A 24489-nucleotide genomic window follows, 5' to 3' on the forward strand; every position below is an offset into this window, starting at 1 on the left:
GGGAGATGAAAGCAGAAAAACCGGTTGGGTAGGGAAAAAAGTGATTTCATCGGGGAGATGAAAGCAGAAAAACCGGTTGGGTAGAGAAAAAAGTGTTTTCATCAGGTAGATGAACGCAGAAAAACCGGTCGGGTAGAGAAAAAAGTGATTTCATCAGGTAGCTGAACACAGAAAAACCGGTTATCCAAAGTAGTAAATGGTTCTACTTCGTTCTAGATATTTGATAAACTAATAGAACAAAAATAGGAAAGGGAGTGTTTACCGAATGTCGATTTATGCTTACTCCGCTAAAACAATCAAAGGTGAAGAAATTAGTCTTGGAGAATTTAAAGAAAAAGTGTTGTTAATTGTAAATACAGCCAGTAAGTGTGGTTTTACACCGCAATATAAAGAATTACAGCAATTGTATGATGAGTATTATCCTCGTGGTTTTGAAGTGCTTGGTTTTCCTTGTAACCAATTTGGCAGTCAGGAACCTGGAACAGAAGATGAGATTGCTGCTTTTTGTGAAAGGAATTACGGGGTAACTTTTCCGATGTTTGCGAAAGTCGATGTTAATGGTGAAAATACTCATCCGTTATTCAAATATCTAAAAAGTCAGGCAAAAGGTGTTTTAGGTAGTGAAGCAATTAAGTGGAATTTTACGAAGTTTCTCGTTGATCGAAACGGACAGGTTGTTGGTCGTTTCGCATCAAATGTTTCGTCTTTGAAGCTAAAAGAAGAGATTGAAAAACTTTTAGTCGTTTAATGCACCGAGGGCTGTCCATAAAGGAAAACCGAGTAGATTTTCTGTTCCATTGGCGTCCGTGCACTCAGTGGCTAAGCCTCAGACTTCACAACGAGGACGCACATTGACGCATGTCTATAAGCTCGTGTGTTGGCACTTATGCTCCGCACAAATGGACAAAAGCTAAACAAGTAGGAAAGTTACCGCCTTTTTTCAAAATCTACTATTTTTGTCCTTATAGGACAGCACCTTTCATTTTTATTAAAAATTACATTGTTCGACTGTGACCGGTCATACCAAAGTAAATATGGTAGTGACTGGAACATTTCGGATTAAACAAAGCATGGCAATAAATACATTTATCATTGTTTAAGTATTCATTTATCGTCAGTTCTTTTTTACAGATGCCACAAAGGATGGCAAGTTCCTCATATTCTTCCTTTTTCCAAGATTGAATGGGGTGGTCCTCGCATTCCACATGACATTTATAACACGGATAATATTTATTGCAACACTTAAATTTAATAGAAATAATATCCTTCTTACTGTGATAGTGCTGACATCTTCCAGCTTTATCAATTGTATAACCGTAAATTTTCATTTCCTCATCCCCTTTTTCAACTTCGAAACATCATTAGACAAAAATGGAATTATTTCCATGGATTATATCATACTGATTGCAAGTTACAGAAAGTTTTTCAATTAAAATCCTATTTTCTTCTTAAATGTCCATGAATAGAGCCAGTTCATGCTTGTCACTGGAAAAAAATTCCTTTCTACCCCATGCTAGCCGTTCCATTATATTTGAAAATTTCATAGTTTATTACAAAGGAGGGAGGAATTATGTTTGAAATCTATGATGTTGCGATTATTCCATTAATTGCTGGGATTACAGAAATCTTTAAAAAGATTGGCTTACCAGCCAAGTACTCTCCAATTGTCGCTATTTTTTTAGGAATTATAATAACATTGGTTTATGTAGATGTGACACCGAAAGAAGGAGTTTTAGTCGGTATTATGCTCGGATTATCGGCCAGCGGATTTTATAGTGGAACGAAAAATTTGGTTGAGAAGCGATCGAAAATTGAATAAAACGAGCCTGAACAAGGTTGAACCCATCAACCGAGAATGATGGGTCTATTTTTTAAAATATTTCCAGCATTATCCGTAATGATATTATTCAGTTACTAATGAGTTGTGCACTGCTTCCTTCCATTTTTTTTCTTTTATTTTTATGTTAACCGAAATACATAATCTTGCAGTCAGATTTAACACTCACATTTGATTAGAATAGACAAAAGCTGAGTAAGCTAGCTGGTAAAATTATAATTGGGATTTTCATTCATTTAATCTAATGACAGGTAAAGGATCTATAAAGCGATTGCGTTATATTCAAATTGAAAATTTTCTATATTACTCAAAATTTTTACCGCTGTGTCAACATTATTTGGCTAAGGGGTAATGGCTTCGTCATTTATAAAAATAATCCAATCAAAAAGAGTCCTCGATACAATAATCAGGACTCCTTGTAACATTTGCTTATTTAACATGGATTGAATTTAGTTCACCGTGGGGATGCGATTCTTTGATGAGTTTTTTATATTCTTGTTCAAGTTCAAATAAAGATAATTCATATAAATGTCGACCGTCTTTTTTATAGATGTTATAAGCAATTAATTTATTAATTAATTTATTTTTTCTTTCTGCTATTGTTTTTCGATTTTGGTGTGTCAATTCCATCACTCCTTAAAAAACCTCTCCTTGAAAAATAAGAAGAGGTTCAATCACCTCAACTTATCTTTCAAGTGAAATACTTGTTGGATTTAGCACAGTGTTCATACACAGAACCTGTTGCTGAAGATTCATCGGGCCAATTCCCTCCACTTCTCTGGATAAGTTGATTTTCTTCGTTTTGGTTGTTTATATTATATGCCATTATTCCGATAAGTCAACTTGGAAATACACGCTTAACGTTTATTGTCATTTAATCTCCGTGCTTCTTCTGGACTTGACAATTTCGTTGCTCCATCATTTTCAAGGGATGGGTCCCTGTCTGAAGCTACATGACCACTTTTTCTAAGTTTCGTTTCCTGGCGATCTTTTGACATTTTCTGCACCTCCCACATATAACTTTTAACGAAATTCCACAGATTATACATTTCTTTCCATTTTTTTAAGAGATACAGTGGTCTATGTAGTTTCCTTTACCTTTTACAATTTGTAAACCTTCCTGTTGTAACACGCACCAAATTTTGTGATCTAAGGAGAAGGGAGAACGACTTTGATGCTGAGCAAGTTCTTGTTCTGAAATCGTTAATTCATAAGAAGTTTCCCCTTTTTGAACAATGAGTACGTAGTCTTTAAATTTTAGTAAAAGTACGTGATATGTTGGATCCCATTCTTGCAATTGTTTCTCGATAGTATCGGCAACTTTCATGAAAAACGTTTCTCCGGTCATGTTTTTCGACATATACCCTCTTATAAAACCACTTACATTCATTTCGTTTCACTCCTATATTTGTTTTGAAACGAACGAAAAAAAGCTCTTCATTGCAGGATGCAACAAAGAGCGTTCAGCCGTTCGTTATCATCCAAAGCAATGCTTTGCTGGTTGGAGCACCTTACCTGAAAGGGCAGGTTGCTGTGAAGTCATCGAGCCAGGTCTCTCATTCACTCTTGATAACCATATTCAGTTGGTTCTAGTTTATCATAAATTTTACTTTACGTAAAGGCGTTGAATGAAAATTTATAAAAATAAAAAAGCCTATCCAATTGTATAAATTGCAAAATATTAGCCAACCTATTCTTGAACAAATAGATAGGGTGAGGTTTCAGCATGCGAAAATTGAACTATTTTATAACTATTGCGTTGTTGATAGGGCTTGTTGGTTGTTCTGGAGAAGAAGTAGCCAATCATGACAAATTGATTCCGATGCATGTTCACTACATTCCGAAAAATGATAATCCAATTGAAATGAGTAATAAGGATAAGTTTTATGTTTCTAAACCGTTAGTAAGAGATTTGGAAAAACTAGATATAGTAGAAAAGGCCGAAGTGATCATTTTAAATCAAGAGGCTTATGTTGCTATTTGGACAGATATTAATCGTAGTAAAAATAACGATCAACAGGGTAAAACTGGGAGAGCTATAAAAGAAGGAGTTAATCGGGCATTACAGTTAAATGATGAAAAAGTAAAAAGAAGGGATACGGAACTAGATCCAATCAAAAAAAAATATGAAAAGTGGATTAAAAACGTTATTTTAAGCCAGGATCCATCTATTGAACGTGTTTATATATCTTTTCATCCAGAAGCTTACCGTCGGATGAAAGTATTTGCTGATACGCTAGTTAAAAATGGAAATAATGATAGCCTAAGTGGCGATTTTGAATTGATGACGAATAAATTTTTTGAAAAATAAATGAAAGGTTAAGGTGATCATATAATGAAAAAGAAAGCAAGGTTCCAAGAAGGTAGAGAGGTTACAAAAGATAATCAAATTTACGGTACACCAAACAGTAAGGCTAAGGATGGAACAGGTAACTCACCAAACGATGATGTAAAACAATACGATCCAAGGGATTTCAAATAGTGAAAAAATTTTTAGCTTAAAGATTTAAAAGTGGAAATGGGAACAAAGGATAAGAAAAGAGGGCGTCTTTTTGGACAACCCTAAAAGTACAAGTATTTAAAAGTAATCTCAATTAAACACTACTTTATACTTTTATCAAATATTTTTACAATCTATATTATTAATAAGGATGCCATTTAACGTTTTGAGCTTCATTAAACCGTTTATTTACTTCCGACCAATTCACGATATTCCACCAATTATCAATATATTTTTTTCGGTCGTTTTTATATTTTAAATAATAAGCATGTTCCCAAACATCAAGGACGAGTAGTGGAATTACATCCCATTGACTTAAATTTTGATGTTTTTCTGCTTGTAAAATTTCTAAACGTCTGGCCCGTGGTGACCATACAAGAATGGCCCAACCGCCACCTTCCACTTTATTAGCAGCTTCAGAAAAATGTTTTTTAAACTGATGAAAACTTCCGAAGGATTGATTAATCGCTTGCAATAAATTTCCTCGCGGTTGTCCGCCACCATTCGGGCTCATTATATGCCAAAAGATCGTATGCAAATAATGTCCTGCGCCATTAAACGCAGCCTCCCGTTCCCAGTGTTTAATGAGATCAAAATTGTTCGTTCGACGGGCTTTTTGCATCTCTATTTCCGCCTTATTTAAACCATCAACATAACTTTTATGATGTTTATCGTGATGTAACCTCATTGTTTCTTCGTCGATATAAGGTTCTAAAGCATTGTAAGCATAAGGTAGAGGCGGTAATCGATGCTCTCCAATCGGTACAATACTTTGATTGTTTATTTGCCGGGCCACTACATCCGGATCATCAACTGAAAATTGTGCTTGAAATTGATTGTAAAGCTTAAGTGCTTGTTCATATATTTCTTGCTCATTTAATTTTTTGTTTTCGTTAAGTTTTTTTCGAAACACGATGAATTGATGTTTCAAATCTTCAAGATCCCGTTCATCATGACTTGAGTTTTCGATCGCTTGTAAAGCTTCATCAGACCATGCCAAAAGCTTCACCAAATATTCCGACAAGAGTGTACCCTCCTTTAAAATTCGCCAATCAATGCAGAAAAGAAATCATTAAGACTAGAAGTTTTAATTTAATAAATTATGCACTGTTTCTTTAATAGCTGCTTCCGCTTTTTCTTTTCCTGAGTTTGAGATGACTGATTTAATAATTGAACTCATTGTCCCAGTTATCAAATAATCTAGACGTAAAAATCCTGATGTTTTTTCATTGTTAATTTTGCTTAACTCTAAATAGCCTCGACCTTTCATATTTTGATTATCGTTGGATACCTTAAATAGTACCTTTGATGGTTTTGTTAAATCCATAATTTTAAACTGTATATTCAATTGCTTTTTCGTAAAACCAAAATTAGAAAGAATAAACATGGAATATTGACTTGCGTTCACTTTTTGATGGGATTGATAACCAGGAACGGTGTGGGCCCATTGTTCAAAGGATAGAACTAAATTCCATAATGTTTCAATTGGATAATCAAATGTCATGGAATGGGTTAAAGTTTGCATAAATATTTCCTCACTTTACTTTGGGATAAAATGATATCGTTAAATTATATTCAAATATGACGAATATATGAAAAACGGTAGTAAAGAGGTTGACAATATACCTATAGGGGTATATTATAAGGTTGTAAAAAATAAATGAGGTGATCATATGGAATATGATAAGTCGATCGTGAATCGTCTAAAACGAATCGAAGGTCAAATAAAAGGCGTACTAAATATGATCGAACAAAACAAAGATTGTAAAGACGTCGTAATCCAGTTATCAGCGTCAAGAAGTGCCATCGATCGGACGATTGGGCTTATCGTAAGTAAAAACTTAGAACAGTGTGTTCGAAAGAGTATTGAACAAGGAGAAGACACAGAAGCATTAATCAAGGAAGCGGTTGATTTACTCGTTAAAAGTAGATCTTAAACATTCACTTTTATTTTTATTATTATAATACCTATAGGGGTATAAACATAAAACAAAGGAGTCGAGCAAAACATGAAAAAAATTTATGCAAAACAATTAGAAGAAAAGTTAAAAGCTGGAGAACAATTAAATATTCTCGATGTGCGGGAAGATGAAGAGGTTGCAACAGGGAAAATCCCAGGCGCAAAACATATTCCATTAGGACAAATACCGGAACGTTTAAATGAATTAGTCAAAGATAAACCATATTATATCGTTTGCCGTTCGGGCGGCAGAAGTGGTCAGGCTTGTGCATTTTTATCTGCAAAAGGTTATGATGTAACGAATGTTGAAGGTGGCATGTTAGCTTGGGAAGGAGAAACAGAATAAGGAGGTATGACAATGGGAAAGAAAATAGTCATTGTTGGTGGAGTTGCTGGTGGAGCATCCGTAGCGGCACGGGCAAGAAGATTAGATGAAAAGGCTGAAATTATTATGTTTGAAAAAGGTCCACATGTATCTTTCTCTAATTGTTCCTTACCATATCATTTAAGTGGGATCGTGGAAAATAGTAAGAAGCTTGTATTGTCTTCTCCAGAAGATTTTAAGAAAAAGTATAACATTGAAGCACGGACCTTTAGTGAAGTCATTCGTATAAATCGTAAAGAAAAAACGATCACAGTCAAAGATTTAATAAAAAATCAAACGTATGAAGAATCTTACGATAAATTAGTCTTATCTCCGGGAGCAAAGCCGATTCGACCGAATATCGAAGGTATTGACAATCCAAATGTATTTACCGTCCGAAATGTCGATGATATTGAAAATTTAAACACATTTATTAAAGAAAATGGATTGAAACGAATTGCTGTCATTGGTGGTGGGTTTATCGGTGTAGAAGTAGCTGAGAATTTACGTCTTGCAGGATTAGATGTGTCATTAATTGAATTTGCCAACCAAATCATGAGACCGTTTGATCATGATATGGCGCAAATTCTTCATAAAGAAATGATTGATCATGGTGTCGAGTTAATTTTGAACGATGGATTGGCAAGAATTTGTGACGGTTATGTTGAAACCCAATCAGGTAAGAAAGTTGAAGCAGAGGCTGTTGTCGTTGCGATTGGTGTTCAGCCTGAAACGGCACTTGCTCAAGATGCTGGTCTTGAAATTGGAGAAACAGGTGGAATTAAAGTGGATCATAACTATGTAACAAGTGATCGCCATATTTATGCCGTCGGTGATGCGATTGAAGTATATCATCGACTAACTCATAAACCGACACGACTTGCTCTTGCAGGTCCAGCTCAAAAACAAGCGCGTGCTGCGGCGAACCATATGTATGGCATTCCGAACCGGAATAAAGGGGTCATCGGTTCTTCTTCCATCCATCTGTTTAATCTTAATGCAGCATCGACTGGCTTAAATGTGGAGACAGCAAAACAAGCCGGCATCTCCTGTGATTCAGTATATGTCATTCCTTCAGATAAAGTCGGGTTAATGCCAGATAGTCATCCGATGCATTTTAAACTCGTTTATGAAGTTCCAACAGGTCGAATTCTCGGTGCACAGGCGATAGGAAAGGGAAATGTTGATAAAAGAATTGACGTCATTGCAACTGTAATATCGTTGGATGGAACGTTGGAAGACTTACAAGATTTAGAGTTGACTTATTCACCAATGTTAGGTACAGCAAAAGATGTCGTCAATATGGCAGCCCTTGTCGCACTCAATCAATTATATGGTCGTTATCGTGAAGTGAAAGTTTCAGAGGTACGTAAGCTTGTAGAAAACAATGCGTTTATCATCGATGCCCGTGAAGAAAAAGAGTATAACCAAGGTCATTTGAAAAATGCAGTCAACATTCCGTTAAGTGAGTTCCGAGATCGTCTCAATGAAATACCGAAGGATCGACCAGTTTATATTCATTGCCGTTCTGGACAACGATCCTACAATATGGTCATGGCGTTACAAAATTTGGGGTATAACAATGTATACAATATTGCCGGTTCATTTCTAGGAATTTGTTTATACGAATACTATACGGATTACGTTACCTGTCGAGAAAAAATTGTTACAGCTTACAACTTTAAATAATATGGCGAAAGATATACTGTATTTGGGGTTTTAGGAGATGATAAAAAGATGGGCACATTCGAGTGGATTGCCCTGCTAGCTATTGCATTACTTGTCGTCAGTCGCCTTATACAAAAGAAAGGAATTCAGAATATTACGGTTCAAGAAGCAAAGGAAAAAATACATGAAAAAAACGTTCAATGTATTGATGTTCGGACACCTCGTGAATATAAGGCATTCAATCGGCCACAATTTAAAAATATTCCGTTGAACGAACTTCCGAATAAGCTAAGTACACTTGATAAAAATAAGGAAATTGTTTTGATTTGTCAAAGTGGAATGAGAAGTGCTCGAGCTGCGAAACTGTTATCTAGACAGGGTTTCAAAAGTATTTATAATGTTAAAGGTGGAATGAACGCTTGGCACTAAAAAGACATAAAGTAACAGTGTATACAATGAGCCTTTGTCCGGTTTGTAAAATGGTTAAAGACTTTTTACAACTCAATGAGATTCCTTACGAAGAGATCAAAATAGATTTGAATCCCTTTGCATTCGTTAAGATAATCGCTAATACTGGAATGCTAACGGTCCCGGCAAACGAATATTAATGGAAAATGGATTTCTGGTTTTGATCCCGTAAGATTAATAGCTGCATTTCAATCTAAATAACGTTCAAAAGCCTGAATTCTATTGAAGAGTTCAGGTTTTTTTGTTTATATTTCATTATTTGTAGCAAATTGTAATTGGGGGTGGTGATTCAGGAAACTGAACATCATGTTGTGGTGACAAATGTCAAAAATAATAAAAATCCACAAAAAATATTAACCCTTTTTTATTTTTTCACTCATAACAAATATGAGAAGAAAAATAGAAAGGGAGATCGATATGTTTGCGACACACCCCGTAGTAGAAAAGATTGGCAAAATGAATTGGACAGGAAATGTGATACCGACTAATTGGTTTCGGAATATAACGTTTGCGAATGGAAAGCCGCATTTTGTGGCGATTACAATATTAGCGGAAATTGTCTATTGGTATCGTCCATCGATCGTCCGTGATGACAACACAGGGCAAATCGTCGAAAAAAAGAAGTTTAAAGATGATATGTTGCAACGGAGTTATCAATCCTTTGCAGATCAATTTGGCTTTTCCAAGCGACAAGCAAAGGAGGCGATTGACTATTTAGTTCAACGTCAACTCATCCGCCGTGAGTTTCGCAATGTCCGTTCTTTTACCGGTACGATATTAAATAATGTGATGTTTGTTGAACCGATTCCGGAAAATCTTAAAAACGTGACCTATGAGGAAAAAGAAATGGACGTAACCTTCTCTTGTGCTAAAAAAGAGGAGGCAACTTTTTCCACATCCTCTTCCGTTCAAAAGGAGGAGACCGATACAGCAGAAAGCCAAAACCAACGGGAACAAAGGGAGGAGGCTATTACATTTGAACGGAAGACAAATACAAAGATTAAAAAAGACTATATCAAAAATAATAAATTACATCATGATGATGGCGCTCAAGATCCAAAAGATCCGATTGCGTTTTTCGAAGAAAATGGTTTTGGGACTGTTGGAACTTATATAAAAGAAAAAATATCGAAATGGTGCCGAATATTATCTGAGCAACAAGTAGTCCATGCAATGAAACGAGCAGTCGAATATGATGTGAAAAATTGGGCGTATGTCGAAGCAATATTAAGGAATTTGGTTCATCAAAAACACAAACAAGATGTTTGTTTTAAGGAAAAGCATACGAAAAAGGTTAGAAACATCATTCGCAAGGAACCGGTACCTGATTGGCTTAACTCCAATCAAAAAACATGGCATGAACCCGTTGAACTTGAAGAGGACATTGAAAAAATGAAACGGGAATTGGAACAACGATTGCGGAAATATGGTTATAGGAAAACAAAATCATTAGCCTAATTTTGATAAATAACGTTTATGCAAGTACTTCCATTTCGTGTTGTCATTAACAAATAAATACGTCTATAAAATATATTTACAATATTCACAAAAGTATATATAATTCAATTAAAGGAATATTTAGGGAAATGTTCCGAAAATGAACAACTGTTAGAAAGGTGGTTACATGAACGAATTAATTTATCAATGGTCGAACAAAATCGGAACGGAAATCATTGAAATGAGAAGACATTTTCATAAGTACCCAGAATTAGGTTATCAAGAATATGAAACAGCCGAGTACATTAAGAAAAAGTTACTTAAATATGGAATTCCATTTCAAAGCGGAATTGCTAAGACAGGCATTTTAGGGATTATAGAAGGAAAATATAAAGGACGTGTTGTTGCTTTACGGGCAGATATGGATGCGCTTCCGATCCAAGAAGAAAATACTCATTCTTTTGTTTCTACAAAAGAAAATATCATGCATGCATGTGGTCATGATGCCCATATGGCTATATTACTTGGAACTGGATTTATACTTCAACAACTTCGAGACTATATATATGGAACCGTTTTATTGGTTTTTCAACCAGCAGAAGAAATGGGCCCTATCGGTGGAGCAAAACCAATGCTAGATGATGGTGTTTTCAAAGACTATAAACCTGATGTGATTTATGGTCAGCATGTTTGGCCACAACTTCCCGTCGGTCAAATTGGAATTCGTGATAAGGAAATGATGGGAGCAAGCGACACTTTTAAGATTACCCTTAAAGGTAAAGGCGGGCATGCAAGTATGCCGCATCTAACAAATGATCCTATCGTAACAGCTGCTTATTTAATTACGAACTTACAGTCGATCGTTAGTCGAAACTTAAATCCTCTTGAAGCATCTGTGATCACGATTGGGAAAATTGAAGGTGGGGAAGCGAAAAATATTATTTCGAATAAAGTCTATTTAGAAGGTTCGATTCGCACATACGATGCAAATATTAAGAAGAACTTAAAGAAGCGTTTTTTTGAGATAACCAATCATGTGGCAGAAATGTACAACAATGAAGTTGTGATTGAATATTTAGATGGTTATTCCGCAACAATCAATACACCAAAATGGGCAAGGCTAGTCCGTGAAACCGCTCAAAGTTTATTTGGAAAAGAGGCCACACCAGACGTTCAACCTTCTTTAGCAGCGGAAGATTTTAGTAGATTTTTAGAAGAAATTCCGGGTGCATTTTTTTGGTTAGGTACTAGATTAGAAGATACTGAAAAACAAAAAGGATTACATGATTCTATGTTTCAAATCAATGAAGAAGCTTTAATTAAAGGTAGTGCATTGTTGACCAAACTTGCGATTAACACATTAAACGAGTTAAAAAAGGGCGAAAAATAATCCATATGTCGACAATATTTACTTTATAAAAAGGGGGGGAGTTCATGACTAAACTACATGAATGGATTGAAAATACATTACTTGCGCTCAATTTAACGGATTCTATGGAACAAAAAACGGGCTTTACTCGATTAGGATTTTCTAGGGAAGAAAAATTAGCACACGAACAGTTTAGAAATATTGCTTCAAGCTTAGCGTTAAAAACTCAACAAGATGAAGTAGGTAATCAGTGGGCGATTTGGGAAGTGGATCCCGATGCACCTACGATAGGATTAGGTTCTCATCTTGATACGGTCATTGAAGGCGGTGGATATGATGGAGTCGTTGGAATTGTCGCTGCTTTAGGAGCGATACGGGAATTAAAGAGAAAAAGAATAAAACCTAAAAAAAATATTGCCATTCTTTGTTTTATTTCTGAAGAATCTGCTCGTTTTGGTGTTTCAACGATTGGTAGCAAAACGTTAATTGGAAAAGTAGACAAAAATAAATGGGAAAACATGAAAGATTATGAACATGTCACGATACGTCAAGCGATGGAACAGTACGGTCTAAATTGGGAGACATTTCATCAGGCTTATTGCGAAGATAATCGCTTTGAAAGTTTTATAGAATTGCATATTGAACAAGGTAATCACTTATATCAAAATCATATCGATATTGGTATTGTTTACGGTATTTCTACCCCAATTCGGTTAAAAGTAACGGCCTATGGCCAATCAAATCACACAGGTACAACACAAATGTATGAACGTAAAGATGCACTCGTTGCGATAGCACCACTGATTAATGTTGTGCAGAAGGAAGCCGCAGAAATAAACAAACAATCGGAACAAGCGTTTGTAGCAACAGTAAGTACTGTTAACGTCTTGCCAAATGCAATGAATGTTATTCCAGGAAAAGTGGAATTAGGTATAGATATTCGAAGTGTCGATGACAAATTAAAAAGGCAATTTGTCAGTTTAGTTGAAACTTACTGTAAGCGCCTAGAAAAAGAAAATCAAATTGAAATTAGAATAGATGAAATCGTAAATGAAAAGGCAGTTTTATTAGACAAAGACATTCAACAAAAGCTAACAAATATTTGTGATGAGTTAAAGATTTCCTATTGTCATATGAACAGTGGTGCAGGTCACGATGTGATGAACATGGCAAAAAGATGGCCATCCGGTTTGATTTTTATTCCGTCTGTGAATGGGATTAGTCATCACCCAGATGAATATACGCCTTTACGGAACATACAAATCGGTGTATCTGTTTTAGCGGCTTATTTAGAGCGTGAAGTCGGGGGGTGTACCACATCATAATTCGTATCGGTATTATCGGACCAGATGATTCAGTAAGACAGATTTTATCAGTCGCAAAGGAATTTCCAAATGTGGAGTTTATCCCTTTTGTTTACAAAGATGTTTATCAAGTTAATAAATTAATCGCTCAGCATATGAAACCGATCGACCAATGGTTGTTTTCTGGTGTATTAAATTATCATTATGCTATTCAAAATAACCTCGTAAAAGAAGAACAGGCAACCTATCCTCCGTTACATGGGTCCAGTTTGTTTGCTACTTTATTAGAAGCGCAACTTGCAGCAAATAAAGTGTTTAAAAAAATAAGCATAGACACGTTTTCTACAGAAGAAATCAAAAAAACATTATCTTTTTATCATTTACAATCGATTCAATTTACAAATTTACCGTTTAGTGACTACACATATATTCATAAACTGGCGGAATTTCATGAAGACCTGTATAAAAAAGGGAAATCTGAAATTGCGCTTACATCAACGAACTACGCCTATATCCAGCTCAAAGAAAAAGACATCCCTGTATATCGGATGAACCCATCCTATTTATCGATAAAACTAAGTTTAAATTTACTAATTGAACGGGCCCAAGCCCATCGCTTTAAAAAATCCCAAATTGCAATTATTGGCTGCACAGTGAATTTTCATCATGATCAACGAGAAAATATTCATTATACGTATAAAATGAAACAAGAAGAACTAGATATTAAAAAGGAACTTTTATACCTTGCTGAAAAAGTGAGCGGTTCTTTTGTTTCCGTCGGAAACGGTTTTTACCTCATTTATACGAATCGGGGAGAAATTAATCATAAAATTGAACGTACGATTATTCAACTAAGTGAAAAAATTTTTGACTTACATCGACTAAAACTTCACTTTTCGATCGGTTTTGGGGAAACTGCTTCTCAAGCAGAGCAACATGTACATCTTGGTTTAAAACAAGGAAGAGACCATTTTTCAATTATTACGGTTGATGAAAGTCAAAACATAACCATTAAATCCGGTGAGGATTTCGATGATACGTTCCAATATTCCATGATTAGTATCGGCAAAAAGTGGGGAGAGAAAATTAAGAATAGTTCGATAAGTGTATCGATTATATCGAAAATCATTTCACTAACCAAACGTTATCATCGAACGGAATTTTCTTCACAAGAAATTGCGAACTGGTTGAATTGCTCCTCCCGTAATGCAAGGCGAATTTTATCAGAACTTGAAAGAGGTGGTTTAATCAAGCAATGTGGTGAAATGCAAAGTGGAGGTCGGGGAAGACCGATGAAATTGTATTGTTTTATTGACGATCATGATTGATAAAGGAGTGGGTCAATGCGTGAAATCTTTTGTTGAAACATATTTAAAGAATCATCGTGACTATTTTGCGTCAGTATCGAAGTATATATATGAACATCCTGAAACGAGATTTGAAGAATATCAGTCTGCTGCGTTTTTAGCTGCGGAATGTGAAAAACAAGGGTTTACGGTCGAACGGAATGTAGCTAATATGAAAACGGCATTTGTAGCATCATATGGAACCGGAGATCCTGTCATCGGCTTTTTAGGTGAATATGATGCCCTGTCAGGGCTTGGTCAAAAACCAAATGCATTAAAGTGTGAACCAGATGGTAAAGAGAATGGGCATGGATGTGGTCATAATTTACTTGGAACAGGAGCCTTTGCAGCAGCCTGTGCTATGAAAAATTATTTAGAGAAAAATAAGCTCAAAGGAACAGTAAAGTTTTTCGGGTGTCCGGGAGAAGAAGGTGGATCTGGAAAGACGTTTATGGTGAGAGAAGGGGTTTTTGATCATGTAGATATTGCTCTTACATGGCACCCTGCACCAATCAATGCGATTATGAGTTTATCAAGTCTTGCAAACTATCAAGTTTATTTCCGTTTTAAAGGGACGCCTTCTCATGCAGCCAATACACCTCATTTAGGACGAAGTGCATTAGATGCCGTCGAACTGATGAATGTAGCGGTTAATTATTTGCGCGAACATGTGATTGAAGAAGCACGAATCCATTATGCTATAACAAATTCAGGCGGGGTTTCGCCTAATGTTGTCCAGGCAAATGCTGAAGTTCTCTATCTCATACGTGCTCCGAAAATTTCTGATGTCGATCGTATTTATCAACGGATTTGTAAAATTGCGCAAGGAGCAGCACTTATGACAGAGACCGACGTTTCGATCCATTTTGATAAGGCTTGTTCGAACTATATTCCGAATCGTCATTTAGAAAAAATTTTATATGATCAATTTGTTGAAACAGGAGTTGAAACTTTTACAGATAAAGAAATGGCCTTCGCTAAACAAATGTGGAACACCTTATCAAATGAAGAGAAAACGAATTTTTTAGACATGGCGAAAGGCTTCGGTTATCACGGCGATGGAAAAGAGTTTGAAGGAAAATATTTAGCTGATACAATATCTCCTTATGTTCCATCCCAGGAAATATTAAAGGGATCAACAGATGTGGGAGATGTTAGTTGGGTTGTTCCTACTGCTCAATTAAGTTGTGCAACAGCTGTATTAGGTACATCATTACATTCTTGGCAAATGACTGCACAAGGCTTAACAAGTATTGCTAATAAAGGGATGATTCGAGCTGCTCAAGCGCTGGCTTTAACAGGATTACACATTTTACAAAATCCAGCAGATTTACAAAAGATAAAGGAAGAATTTGAACAATTTAAAAAGGAGAATCCTTACAAATGTCCGATACCACAAGATGTCAAACCATCCAAACTTAAAAAATAAAAAAAGTAGGTGAATATATGAAAGAAAAGAAAGGGATTTTTACAAGATTTTTAGATTTTGTTGAAAGAGTTGGAAATAAGTTACCGGACCCATTTATATTATTTATCATTTTATCTCTGTTTGTTATATTCACATCATGGGTCTTTCATTTGTTTAATGCAAGTGTTATCCACCCTGGAACAGGTGAAGAGTTGGAAATTAAAAGTTTGGCCTCCGGTGAAGGTATTCAATTTATGTTAACTTCCATGCTGGAAAACTTTACTGGGTTTGCGCCACTAGGTCTTGTATTGGTGATGACCTTCGGAATTGGAATTGCTGAAAAAGTCGGATTACTAGATTATGCGATTCGCAAAACAATTTTAAAGGCTCCACCTGCCCTTGTTACGTACACTGTCGTTTTTGTGGGGATTTTAGGTAATTTAGCATCTGATGCATCAATTGTACTCATTCCACCTTTAGCTGCATTAGTTTTCTATAAAATTGGACGCCACCCTCTTGCCGGTTTAGCAGCTGGGTTCGCCGGTGCTGGAGCTGGATTTACAGCGAATTTATTTATTGCAGGAACAGATGTTTTGCTATCGGGGATATCAACGGAAGCGGCGAAAATCATGGATGAAAACTTTGTTGTTACTCCTATTGATAACTGGTATTTTAATATTATTTCGGTATTTGTTTTAACCATTATCGGTGGTCTAATAACAACAAAATATATTGAACCACGATTAGGGAAATATACAGGTGAAGCTGTTGTGGAAGAAAATGCAGAAGAATTGCCAAATGCGAAAAAGGGATTTATTTATGCAATGATAGCAGGACTGATTTATATTGCGATTCTCGTCAGTACAATTTTACTGCCGAATAGTCCGTTAACGAATGAGGATGGCGGAATCGTTCCTTCTCCATTTATAAGCGGAATTGTGCCAATTATTTTACTATTCTTTGTTATTATTGGTGTAACCTTTGGAATTACAGTTGGAAAAATTAAATCAGGTAAAGATGTCAGCTATTATATGTCAGAATCAATCAAAGATTTGACCGGTTATATTGTATTAGTATTTGCCATTGCACAGTTTATTGCCTATTTTAATTGGTCCAATTTAGGAATCTGGATCGCTGTGAACGGGGCAGAATTTCTAAAGGATATTAACTTTACTGGAATGGGATTAATTATTGCATACATTTTATTAACGGCGTTTCTTGAATTTTTAATAACATCAGGTTCAGCAAAGTGGGCCATTGAAGCACCGATTTTCATTCCAATGTTTATGCAATTAGGTTATCATCCAGCCTTTACTCAAGCAGCTTACCGGGTTGCGGACTCTTCCTTTAATGTCGTTACACCGTTATCACCATATATGGTTATTCTATTACCGATTATGAGAAGGTACGATAAAAATGCAAATATTGGAACCTATATGTCATTGATGTTACCGTATGCCCTAGGCTTCTTAATCACGTGGATTATTTTACTCGCTATTTTCTATTTTACTGGTATTCCACTCGGACCAGGAATCACACCGCACATTTAAATAAAAATAGGGAGGTGAAGTTGGAATATGGTTAATGAACATTTAGCCTCGAGATTAATCCAATGGAGACGGGATTTTCACAAATATCCTGAAACTGGTTTTTTCGAAATGAGAACGGCTTCCATTGTCGCAGCAACGTTAGATAAATTAGGTTTTGCCCTCCAACTAGGCAAAGATGTGATGAATAAAAATTACTGTATGGGAAGACCGAGCGAAGAGCATCTAGCTGAACATGTCAAATGGGCAAAAGCAAATGGAGCAAATTTAGACTATCTTCCATTCTTTGAAGAAGGCTACACAGGAATTGTTGCGACATGGGAGACCGGAAGAAAAGGTCCGACCATTGCTTTTCGTTTTGATATGGATGCGCTTGCTATTTATGAGTCGGAAGAAGAAAAACATGTTCCAAATAAAGAAGGATTTCGTTCAACGGTTCCGAATCGAATGCATGCTTGTGGGCATGATGCCCATACAGCAATCGGTTTAGGATTAGCAACAATGATTGCTACCAACCATAAAAATTTAAATGGAAAGATTAAGCTTATTTTTCAACCGGCAGAAGAAGGTGTCCGTGGTGCAAAATCTATGGTGAAGGCAAATGTTGTAGAGGATGTGGACTATTTTATTGCTTCTCATATTGGTACAGGTGTGCCACAAGGTCACTTTGTTGCATCAAATAATGGGTTTTTAGCAACATCGAAGCTTGATATCACCTTCCGCGGTAGAGCATCTCATGCTGGTGCAAAACCTGAAGAGGGACGAAATGCCTTATTAGCTGCGGCTACAGCGACAATGAATATGTATGCGATATCTCGACATTCCAGTGGTATAACTCGGGTAAATGTAGGGGAAATGCATGCTGGATCTGGGCGGAATATTATCCCCGACTTCGCGTTATTGAAGGTTGAAACCCGTGGGGAATCATCAGAGATTAATGATTTTGTGAAAGAACAAGTAGAGGCAATTGTCGAAGGTGCTGCCAAAATGTATCAGAATGAGTATGAGATTAAACTCGTTGGCGAAGCAATTAGTTGTAAAGGTTCAACTGATTTAGCTAAAATTCTTTATCATTGTGCTGAAAGACATCCTTCGATAGAAAATAGCATTTTGGAAAGTAATGATCCTGCGGGTTCGGAAGATGCCACCTATTTTATGGAAGCAGTACAACAGAAAGGCGGTCAAGCTACTTATTGTATTATAGGTACAGATTTAGCTGCTGGCCACCACAATGAAAAATTCGATATAAATGAACAATCGCTTTTACCTGCCGTTGAGATTTTTTATGATTTGATATTAAGAATAAATTAGTACGTTTCAAGAACTGTCCAGAGGTGTTTTTGGACAGTATTTTTTACCCAAATAGATGTGGCCGGTTTCATTGAGCATTTTTTCTATCGGATGAGAATTTAGGATATGATCATTATACATTGAGCATAAGTAACAATGATAAGTGTATTGAAACAGTATCTTTTTAAAAAAGGGAAAAGTATTGGCAGTGGAAAACGAAAGAATCAACAAATTGGTCACATTGCAGTGATTGATTTAGAAGGCTGTGAAAAACGCCATGCTTTTTCAATTATAATAAAAGATGGAAGAAAGCTCTTTGATTCATCTTAACGATGAAAATATCCCTCCCGACATAGTAGTAGGGAGGGATAACTTTTAGTTCTGAGCTCGTATTTGGAAATTTCTTGATAAAGGAATGTCAGCCATTGTTAAAAGACCTACAGTCGGGTTATTGGCTACGGTTTTTGCCACATTAATCGACATAGCAGCAGTCGCCGTATCACCAAATATACCGTTTGGAATCACCAATTCTGTCCGTTCAGATCCATCTATTCTAATTCGGTCTTCTTGTTCGACATCAACGGCCATGACTAATTCTAAGGTAATTTTTCGCCCATCTGTTGTCGTTGCTTCAACAATTTGATGTTGCCCGCTTACTTGGCCAGGTTTAAGATTTCCGCTAGTTAAAGAGTATGCTTTATTAGCAATCACTGGTTGAATTGAGTTTTTCACTTCATTTAGAGATATTCCTAAACCATATGCAATTAATCTTGCTGATTCTTCAAGTCCAACGTGCCCGATTTTGTTTTCCGCAGCAAGTTCGTTAAATTGATCTACCGTCATGCCAACGCCTACTTTTTTCTGAAGTGGAATTCGTCTTTTCGAAACATCGACTTTCCGAGAAACGTTTATATTTGTTACTTTGTTAGTGACAGAAGTTAAAAAGAGGGTCATTGTATCCATAATAAATCCAGGATTAACCCCTGTACCGATAACGAATAAGCCTTTATCTTTCGCATAGTCATCAATTTCTTTAGAAAGTTCAGGGTATTGATACCATGGATAGGATAATTCTTCACAAGTCGAGACAACTGAAAAACCGTGATTGAGTAAATTTTTTATTTGTGGCCAGACTTTTTCTAAATTTGATCCTGTTGCATGAATTGCAACTTTTGGATTTTCGTCGCTTAACTCCAACTCATCTAGATTCGCAACAACCTTGATCCCTTTTGATTGGGCGTTGATGAATTCACCGATGTCTTTGCCAACTTTGGCTGGATCGATATCAACAGCACCTAATACATTGAAATGATGGGCTTCTGTTGCTTGTTTCAAAATTTCTAGTCCAATCGGACCTAAACCAAATTGTAAGTAACGAATTGTTTGCCCCATAATTTCTCCCCTTATAAAATAAATTTTTTTCATCTATATCGTAACAATCTTCTTTATAGAACAGAAATACATATTCATTATATATTGATAAGTTAAAATTATAAAAATTGCTGGGAATTGGCGTGATATTCTATAATCATAGTGGAAAATCACTATCTTTTATTCATTTCAGTTATGGATAAGAAGAGGGGATGGACAGTAATGAATTTTCTTGCTTTACGTTACTTTATCGAGGTGGCGAATACATTGAGTTTTAGTCAAGCTGCTGAAAATCTACATATTTCGCAGCCGGGGTTAAGTCAACAGATTACAAATCTGGAAGAACAACTAGGGTTTAAGCTTTTTAACCGAACAACAAGAAAGGTGACATTAACGGAGGAAGGAAATTACTTATATAAAAGTTTACTACCTTCCTTTGAAAATATTGAAAGGACCGTTAATGAGATAGAAGAGTCCGGTCTCGTTCCACAAACGTCAATCAAAATTGCAACGGTCCCCTCTGCTGCAAGTAAATGGTTACCAAAATTGTTAAATGATTTGAAAAAGAGGTTGGGAACATTTGAATTCTATATTCAAGAAACATCGTCCAAAAAGGCGATTGAATTAATTAAAAAAAGGGAAAGTGATATCGCCTTTATCCGCACACCGTTCAATATTCGGGAACTTGTAGATCAACAAGTTAATTTGTTGGAATTAACAAAATATCCGCTGCAGCTTGTTGTCCCTATGAATCACCCGGTTGCTACTTGTGATATAGTGGATTTAGTGAAATTAAAGGATGACGCTTTTTTACATTATGATCCAATTAAATCCCCATCCCTTTATCAATTGGTGGAACAGACATGTTTAGACGCTGGTTTTATCCCAAAAATATTAGGCATTGGCCCAGAGTTATTAACAGTTGCCAATCTGATTTCCCATGGGATTGGTGTTACATTAATGCCACAGGATATGGTGGAACTTTTACCGACAGAGAAAGTGAAAGTGATTCACATTAAAAATACAAACGTATATAGTTCAATTTCAGTTATTTGGAATAAAAATGAAAATATGCCAATCTTGACTCAATATGCTCTTCATATTTTGAAAGGGTATGCTTATGATGGAAATAATTTTTCGAAAGTTTAGACATTCAAATTGTTAAATATATCAGTTATAATAGAGGTACAATTTGAACCAAAATGTAAGGGAGTCGTTATGATGGCTAACCATCGAATTTATTCAATGAGTTTTGCAAGTGTATATCCACATTACATTAAAAAGGCTGAGAAAAAGGGACGTTCAAAAGAGGAAGTCGATGAGATTATTCGCTGGTTAACAGGATATAGTCAGGAGCAATTAGAAGCACAAATTGAAAAGCAAACAGATTTTGCAACTTTTTTTGCAGAAGCCCCAAGTATGAATCCGAATCGTGCTTTGATTAAAGGCGTCATCTGCGGTGTCCGCGTTGAAGAAATTGAAGAACCTTTAATGAAAGAAATTCGCTACTTAGATAAATTGATTGATGAATTAGCGAAAGGGAAAAAGATGGAAAAAATTTTGCGATCGTAGTATTTCCAGTTTGTTAAGTATGTTGGTGTGTTCCCCTCATCACAAAGAATTTGAGGGGACATACGAATTTGATTGGAATGATTATTATTTAAGTAAGTATTTATTAAAATATAATGTTCCTTAACATAGTTCGGTTGGGAAAGCACCACAAAAGTTACTATGTTCTTCACACCTGTCGCGAATCCCCCCATTGTATCACGAATCTAACGATTAGAAATAAAGGTAATATTTTCCCTTCAAGTCTTGAAAGATCAGATCATTTCAAATTGAAATAATGGCAGAATCTAATGTTGAGCCTCCTATCTTTTTAAGCGGGAATTTAGAAGGAGCGGATCAACACAATAAATCATTAATAAAGAAATACGAAAAACGCATTCCATTATTGACCATGAATATGGAATAATGTATGGAAATAGTAGTAGACGAAATATAATGGCGAATCTACGTGTTGATTGGTGAAAATTATTACTTTCGGAGGTAAACATTCATTGAATAGAGTTGCAGAAATATGTTGTGGTAGTTTAGAAGATGCTTTAGTTGCTGAAAAAGCAGGAGCTGATCGAATAGAATTAAATAACGCTATGTTTTTGTCTGGATTGACTCCTTCGCTCGGAACCATAGATTTAGTAGTTCACCAGTGTAATATATCTATTGTAGTAATGGTCAGGCCAAGACCAGGGGGATTCTTTTATAATCCTTATGAATTTGAAACGATTGTCGCAGATGTAGAAGCAATAGCAAAGTACGACATTGAAGGCATTGCATTTGGATGTTTAGATGAAAATGGGAACATAGAGTATTCTCTTCTTTTTCTACTTGATCATTTGAAGTATTTACAGAAGAAAGATCCGCTTCTACATCTGGAGCGTTGCTCGAGCAACCGACAAGTAGTAAACCGAGTAAAAATAGGGTCAGAGTACAGTAATATTTCGTTGTTCCTTTACTCAAATACCTCCATTCCTTTCTATAAGACGCATAATGACTTCGTATTATGAGTCCGAATATAATTTTTCTCCGAACATTGTTTAGTGACGAGATTCGTGATACACCAATATATACAACGGTGATGGAAAGAAAATGTAAGGCTAACTTTCATACAATATTAATTTAGTTATTAACAATCATTTCATTTACTTTTTCTAGCTCTTCTTCTGAAACAAAGTAATACCATGTTTTATCAACCATTTTTCCTTCTCCTTGAACCATATAACTTTCTGTATTTTTTAAGACATTTGAGTAATTTGATACCAAATTCTGCATTTCATTAAAGGTTATATTCGTTTTTACATTATTACCAAGTACGTTAATGATTTCATTAATTTTTGTTATATTCGCAAAATTAGTCCCTTTCTTTATTATGGCTTGGATGACTTCTCGTTGGCGTTCTGTACGGGCAAAGTCACTGTCAAGTTTTCTCATTCGAACATACCCAAGTGCTTGTTTCCCATTTAAATGTAATTCACCTTCTGAGTAATGAAACCCATTTTCATCATACCAATCGGTATTATTATAAACAGTAATTCCTCCTACACTATCTACTAAATCCGATAAACCTTCCATATTTATTTCTACAAAACCATCAATATCAATATCAAGCATATTTTCTACTGTTGCCACTGACATGTCAGAACCACCAAAAGCATAAGCGTGATTAATTTTGTCTTCTATATTCATACCGACTATATATGTATGGGTATCACGGGGGATGCTAATTAACTGCATTTTATCATTTTTAGGGTCCAAGGTTAGTACGATCATTGCATCAGAGCGTCCTTTATCATTCTCCCTCTTGTCAATACCTAATAACAGTATGTTTATTTTTTCATTTGCTGCTAACTTTTTCTTTGTTTCTTCTGAATCAATAGAAGAAATATTTGAATTCATTCGATTGTTTACTGCTTCTTTAGCATTAGAGTAAATGTTATATACGTAAATTCCTACTCCTAATAATAATAGAAGAAAAAGTGTACCCGTTAATTTAATCCAACGGTATCGTTTCTTTTTTTGTTTTACTTTTGATCTTCTTGTGTTAAATTTCATTTGTTATCACCTTAACCTTATAAGTTTGTTGTTTTTTGATAGAGTTTTACTCAAAAAAAAACAAGAGTATCTTTATTTCGTTTTATTTTATTAGATATTGATTGAAATTAATTGAGATACTGAGCATGATTTACATACATAGAACGATATTTAGTTTTTGTACCATCATGAATTATTGAATCATACTTTTAGCGTATCCGTTTTTTATCAATAACAGAAAACCATAAGATAAATAAGTTGATTTCTATTAAAGCAAATGGAGTATAATTGTAATAAGAATAAAGTATGGTTTTTTGAGTGTTCCCCTTTATATATAAAGGTAACATATTTCATTAGTCCTATAAATAATAATTTTATTTTTAATACAAAAAATTTCCATTTATATGAATAGATTAATAAATAAGGTAATTGTCTTGTGTTTATAAGTACAATTGCCAATCTTTTTCATCATAGATTAGTAGAAATGTCATTTAAATTTGTAATGAGTTACGGGAAGAGGGAGGGGAACAACAACAAAAGTTTGAATCTTCTGTTGCAAGGAATTCAAGCTCTATAATAAGTAGTGATTCCGAGTGGGCTCGAACCACCGACCCCCACCTTATCAAGGAAAGTTCCTAAGTTGAATGTATTCCAAAATAAGTTGAAGAACCCTTAGTTCTCGGCTATTCTAATGACATTCTAATGACATATTTCCGATTCGAAACGGGGAATTGGAGGTATTCCGAATCAGTTTAGCCCGCAATTCATTCTAAAACACCCTCATTTAGTTTGGTTTTTGCTTATTTTTGTACATCCATTCGTTCTTTACCGTAAATGATAATTTGTAAATATCTGGCATCTCAAGTTCCTACCAAAAATTAAATCCATACTTTTTATCAATATAATTCGTGATTAGTACCTAAGATTACCATATGTATCGACAACAATGTTTGGAGGAAAAAATGAAACGTTTCATTATCTCATCAATTTTATTGGTTTTTGTTATTTTTATATCAGGCAACCAGTCAC

28 protein-coding genes and 2 riboswitches are annotated in these 24489 nt (G+C 35.4%); of the genes, 20 read left to right on the top strand and 8 right to left on the bottom strand.

Going from position 1 to position 24489, the window contains the following annotated elements; genetic code table 11:
* The first annotated feature begins 265 nt into the window (after nt 1-265).
* Nucleotides 266-748 carry a glutathione peroxidase gene (locus OEV82_RS08780; RefSeq protein ID WP_263061637.1) on the top strand — a complete coding sequence of 161 codons (483 nt, stop codon included), beginning with the start codon at nt 266-268 and terminating at the stop codon, nt 746-748.
* A gap of 247 nt (nt 749-995) precedes the next feature.
* Here the strand turns inward: OEV82_RS08780 and OEV82_RS08785 are convergent, their stop codons facing one another.
* Entirely contained in the window at nt 996-1328 is a 333-nt protein-coding gene (locus OEV82_RS08785) for a CHY zinc finger protein (RefSeq protein WP_173662256.1), read from the bottom strand.
* A 242-nt stretch (nt 1329-1570) separates the two neighbouring features.
* On the opposite strand from OEV82_RS08785, the gene OEV82_RS08790 reads away from it, so the two are divergent.
* Nucleotides 1571-1819: a hypothetical protein gene (locus OEV82_RS08790; protein WP_173662255.1), complete on the top strand. Its 249-nt coding sequence runs from the start codon at nt 1571-1573 to the stop codon at nt 1817-1819.
* A 447-nt stretch (nt 1820-2266) separates the two neighbouring features.
* Here the strand turns inward: OEV82_RS08790 and OEV82_RS08795 are convergent, their stop codons facing one another.
* The 3 genes from OEV82_RS08795 to OEV82_RS08805 form a co-directional block, all read right to left on the bottom strand.
* Entirely contained in the window at nt 2267-2467 is a 201-nt protein-coding gene (locus OEV82_RS08795; protein ID WP_173662258.1) for a Fur-regulated basic protein FbpA, read from the bottom strand.
* 51 nt (nt 2468-2518) lie between these two features.
* Nucleotides 2519-2626: riboswitch (SAM riboswitch) on the bottom strand.
* 68 nt (nt 2627-2694) lie between these two features.
* Nucleotides 2695-2835: a YpzI family protein gene (locus tag OEV82_RS08800; RefSeq protein ID WP_173662254.1), complete on the bottom strand. Its 141-nt coding sequence runs from the start codon at nt 2833-2835 to the stop codon at nt 2695-2697.
* 65 nt (nt 2836-2900) lie between these two features.
* The gene (locus tag OEV82_RS08805) at nt 2901-3227 is read right to left on the bottom strand and encodes a hypothetical protein (protein ID WP_263061638.1); all 327 of its coding nucleotides are present in this window, start codon (nt 3225-3227) and stop codon (nt 2901-2903) included.
* Nucleotides 3228-3308: 81 nt separating this feature from the next.
* A riboswitch (SAM riboswitch) is annotated at nt 3309-3413 on the bottom strand.
* 150 nt (nt 3414-3563) lie between these two features.
* Between OEV82_RS08805 and OEV82_RS08810 the strand changes: the two genes are divergently transcribed.
* Entirely contained in the window at nt 3564-4148 is a 585-nt protein-coding gene (locus tag OEV82_RS08810; RefSeq protein WP_263061639.1) for a hypothetical protein, read from the top strand.
* A 24-nt stretch (nt 4149-4172) separates the two neighbouring features.
* A complete protein-coding gene (locus tag OEV82_RS08815; RefSeq protein ID WP_263061640.1) occupies nt 4173-4319 on the top strand; it encodes a hypothetical protein in 147 nt (48 codons plus the stop codon).
* A 160-nt stretch (nt 4320-4479) separates the two neighbouring features.
* Here OEV82_RS08815 and OEV82_RS08820 read toward each other — a convergent pair whose 3' ends face one another.
* Together OEV82_RS08820 and OEV82_RS08825 are read right to left on the bottom strand one after the other, a co-directional pair.
* Nucleotides 4480-5361: a superoxide dismutase gene (locus OEV82_RS08820; RefSeq protein WP_173657682.1), complete on the bottom strand. Its 882-nt coding sequence runs from the start codon at nt 5359-5361 to the stop codon at nt 4480-4482.
* A gap of 63 nt (nt 5362-5424) precedes the next feature.
* Nucleotides 5425-5862 (bottom strand): SRPBCC family protein, encoded by a 438-nt coding sequence (locus OEV82_RS08825; RefSeq protein WP_173657683.1) that lies wholly within the window; start codon nt 5860-5862, stop codon nt 5425-5427.
* A gap of 148 nt (nt 5863-6010) precedes the next feature.
* Between OEV82_RS08825 and OEV82_RS08830 the strand changes: the two genes are divergently transcribed.
* The 13 genes from OEV82_RS08830 (at nt 6011) to OEV82_RS08890 (ending at nt 18828) form a co-directional block, all read left to right on the top strand.
* Complete coding sequence (locus OEV82_RS08830; RefSeq protein ID WP_173657684.1) at nt 6011-6274, top strand: metal-sensitive transcriptional regulator; 264 nt, start codon at nt 6011-6013, stop codon at nt 6272-6274.
* Nucleotides 6275-6346: 72 nt separating this feature from the next.
* On the top strand, nt 6347-6643 hold the full coding sequence (locus tag OEV82_RS08835) for a rhodanese-like domain-containing protein (RefSeq protein ID WP_173657685.1): 297 nt from the start codon (nt 6347-6349) through the stop codon (nt 6641-6643).
* Between the two features lie 12 nt (nt 6644-6655).
* Nucleotides 6656-8350, top strand: a complete 1695-nt coding sequence (locus OEV82_RS08840) for an FAD-dependent oxidoreductase (protein ID WP_263061641.1) — start codon at nt 6656-6658, stop codon at nt 8348-8350.
* Between the two features lie 48 nt (nt 8351-8398).
* Entirely contained in the window at nt 8399-8758 is a 360-nt protein-coding gene (locus OEV82_RS08845; protein WP_173657687.1) for a rhodanese-like domain-containing protein, read from the top strand.
* Nucleotides 8749-8937 (top strand): glutaredoxin family protein, encoded by a 189-nt coding sequence (locus OEV82_RS08850; protein ID WP_173657688.1) that lies wholly within the window; start codon nt 8749-8751, stop codon nt 8935-8937. The genes OEV82_RS08845 and OEV82_RS08850 overlap by 10 nt, the downstream gene beginning before the upstream one ends.
* A 277-nt stretch (nt 8938-9214) precedes the next feature.
* The gene (locus tag OEV82_RS08855) at nt 9215-10255 is read left to right on the top strand and encodes a DnaD domain protein (RefSeq protein WP_263061642.1); all 1041 of its coding nucleotides are present in this window, start codon (nt 9215-9217) and stop codon (nt 10253-10255) included.
* A gap of 166 nt (nt 10256-10421) precedes the next feature.
* Nucleotides 10422-11624, top strand: a complete 1203-nt coding sequence (locus tag OEV82_RS08860; protein WP_173658267.1) for a M20 metallopeptidase family protein — start codon at nt 10422-10424, stop codon at nt 11622-11624.
* A 44-nt stretch (nt 11625-11668) separates the two neighbouring features.
* Nucleotides 11669-12928, top strand: a complete 1260-nt coding sequence (locus tag OEV82_RS08865; RefSeq protein ID WP_173658268.1) for a M20 family metallo-hydrolase — start codon at nt 11669-11671, stop codon at nt 12926-12928.
* Entirely contained in the window at nt 12913-14235 is a 1323-nt protein-coding gene (locus OEV82_RS08870; protein ID WP_173658269.1) for a hypothetical protein, read from the top strand. The genes OEV82_RS08865 and OEV82_RS08870 overlap by 16 nt, the downstream gene beginning before the upstream one ends.
* 19 nt (nt 14236-14254) lie before the next feature.
* Nucleotides 14255-15682, top strand: a complete 1428-nt coding sequence (locus tag OEV82_RS08875) for a M20 family metallopeptidase (protein WP_263061643.1) — start codon at nt 14255-14257, stop codon at nt 15680-15682.
* Between the two features lie 17 nt (nt 15683-15699).
* Nucleotides 15700-17211, top strand: a complete 1512-nt coding sequence (locus OEV82_RS08880) for an AbgT family transporter (RefSeq protein ID WP_173658270.1) — start codon at nt 15700-15702, stop codon at nt 17209-17211.
* Between the two features lie 27 nt (nt 17212-17238).
* A complete protein-coding gene (locus tag OEV82_RS08885) occupies nt 17239-18519 on the top strand; it encodes an amidohydrolase (protein WP_263061644.1) in 1281 nt (426 codons plus the stop codon).
* Nucleotides 18520-18654: 135 nt separating this feature from the next.
* The gene (locus OEV82_RS08890) at nt 18655-18828 is read left to right on the top strand and encodes a hypothetical protein (RefSeq protein WP_263061645.1); all 174 of its coding nucleotides are present in this window, start codon (nt 18655-18657) and stop codon (nt 18826-18828) included.
* Between the two features lie 45 nt (nt 18829-18873).
* Here the strand turns inward: OEV82_RS08890 and OEV82_RS08895 are convergent, their stop codons facing one another.
* Entirely contained in the window at nt 18874-19890 is a 1017-nt protein-coding gene (locus OEV82_RS08895) for an NAD(P)H-dependent amine dehydrogenase family protein (protein WP_263061646.1), read from the bottom strand.
* A gap of 201 nt (nt 19891-20091) precedes the next feature.
* Here OEV82_RS08895 and OEV82_RS08900 point away from each other — a divergent pair, with 201 nt between their 5' ends.
* The 3 genes from OEV82_RS08900 (at nt 20092) to OEV82_RS08910 (ending at nt 22436) form a co-directional block, all read left to right on the top strand.
* Nucleotides 20092-21018, top strand: a complete 927-nt coding sequence (locus OEV82_RS08900) for a LysR family transcriptional regulator (RefSeq protein ID WP_173658274.1) — start codon at nt 20092-20094, stop codon at nt 21016-21018.
* A gap of 72 nt (nt 21019-21090) precedes the next feature.
* Nucleotides 21091-21441 carry a DUF2200 domain-containing protein gene (locus OEV82_RS08905; RefSeq protein ID WP_263061647.1) on the top strand — a complete coding sequence of 117 codons (351 nt, stop codon included), beginning with the start codon at nt 21091-21093 and terminating at the stop codon, nt 21439-21441.
* A 488-nt stretch (nt 21442-21929) separates the two neighbouring features.
* A complete protein-coding gene (locus tag OEV82_RS08910; RefSeq protein ID WP_263061648.1) occupies nt 21930-22436 on the top strand; it encodes a copper homeostasis protein CutC in 507 nt (168 codons plus the stop codon).
* 112 nt (nt 22437-22548) lie between these two features.
* Here the strand turns inward: OEV82_RS08910 and OEV82_RS08915 are convergent, their stop codons facing one another.
* Nucleotides 22549-23481: an LCP family glycopolymer transferase gene (locus OEV82_RS08915; protein ID WP_263061649.1), complete on the bottom strand. Its 933-nt coding sequence runs from the start codon at nt 23479-23481 to the stop codon at nt 22549-22551.
* Between the last annotated feature and the right edge of the window lie 1008 nt (nt 23482-24489).

It is taken from the genome of Pallidibacillus thermolactis (assembly GCF_025660415.1).
Lineage (GTDB): Bacteria > Bacillota > Bacilli > Bacillales > Caldibacillaceae > Pallidibacillus > Pallidibacillus thermolactis.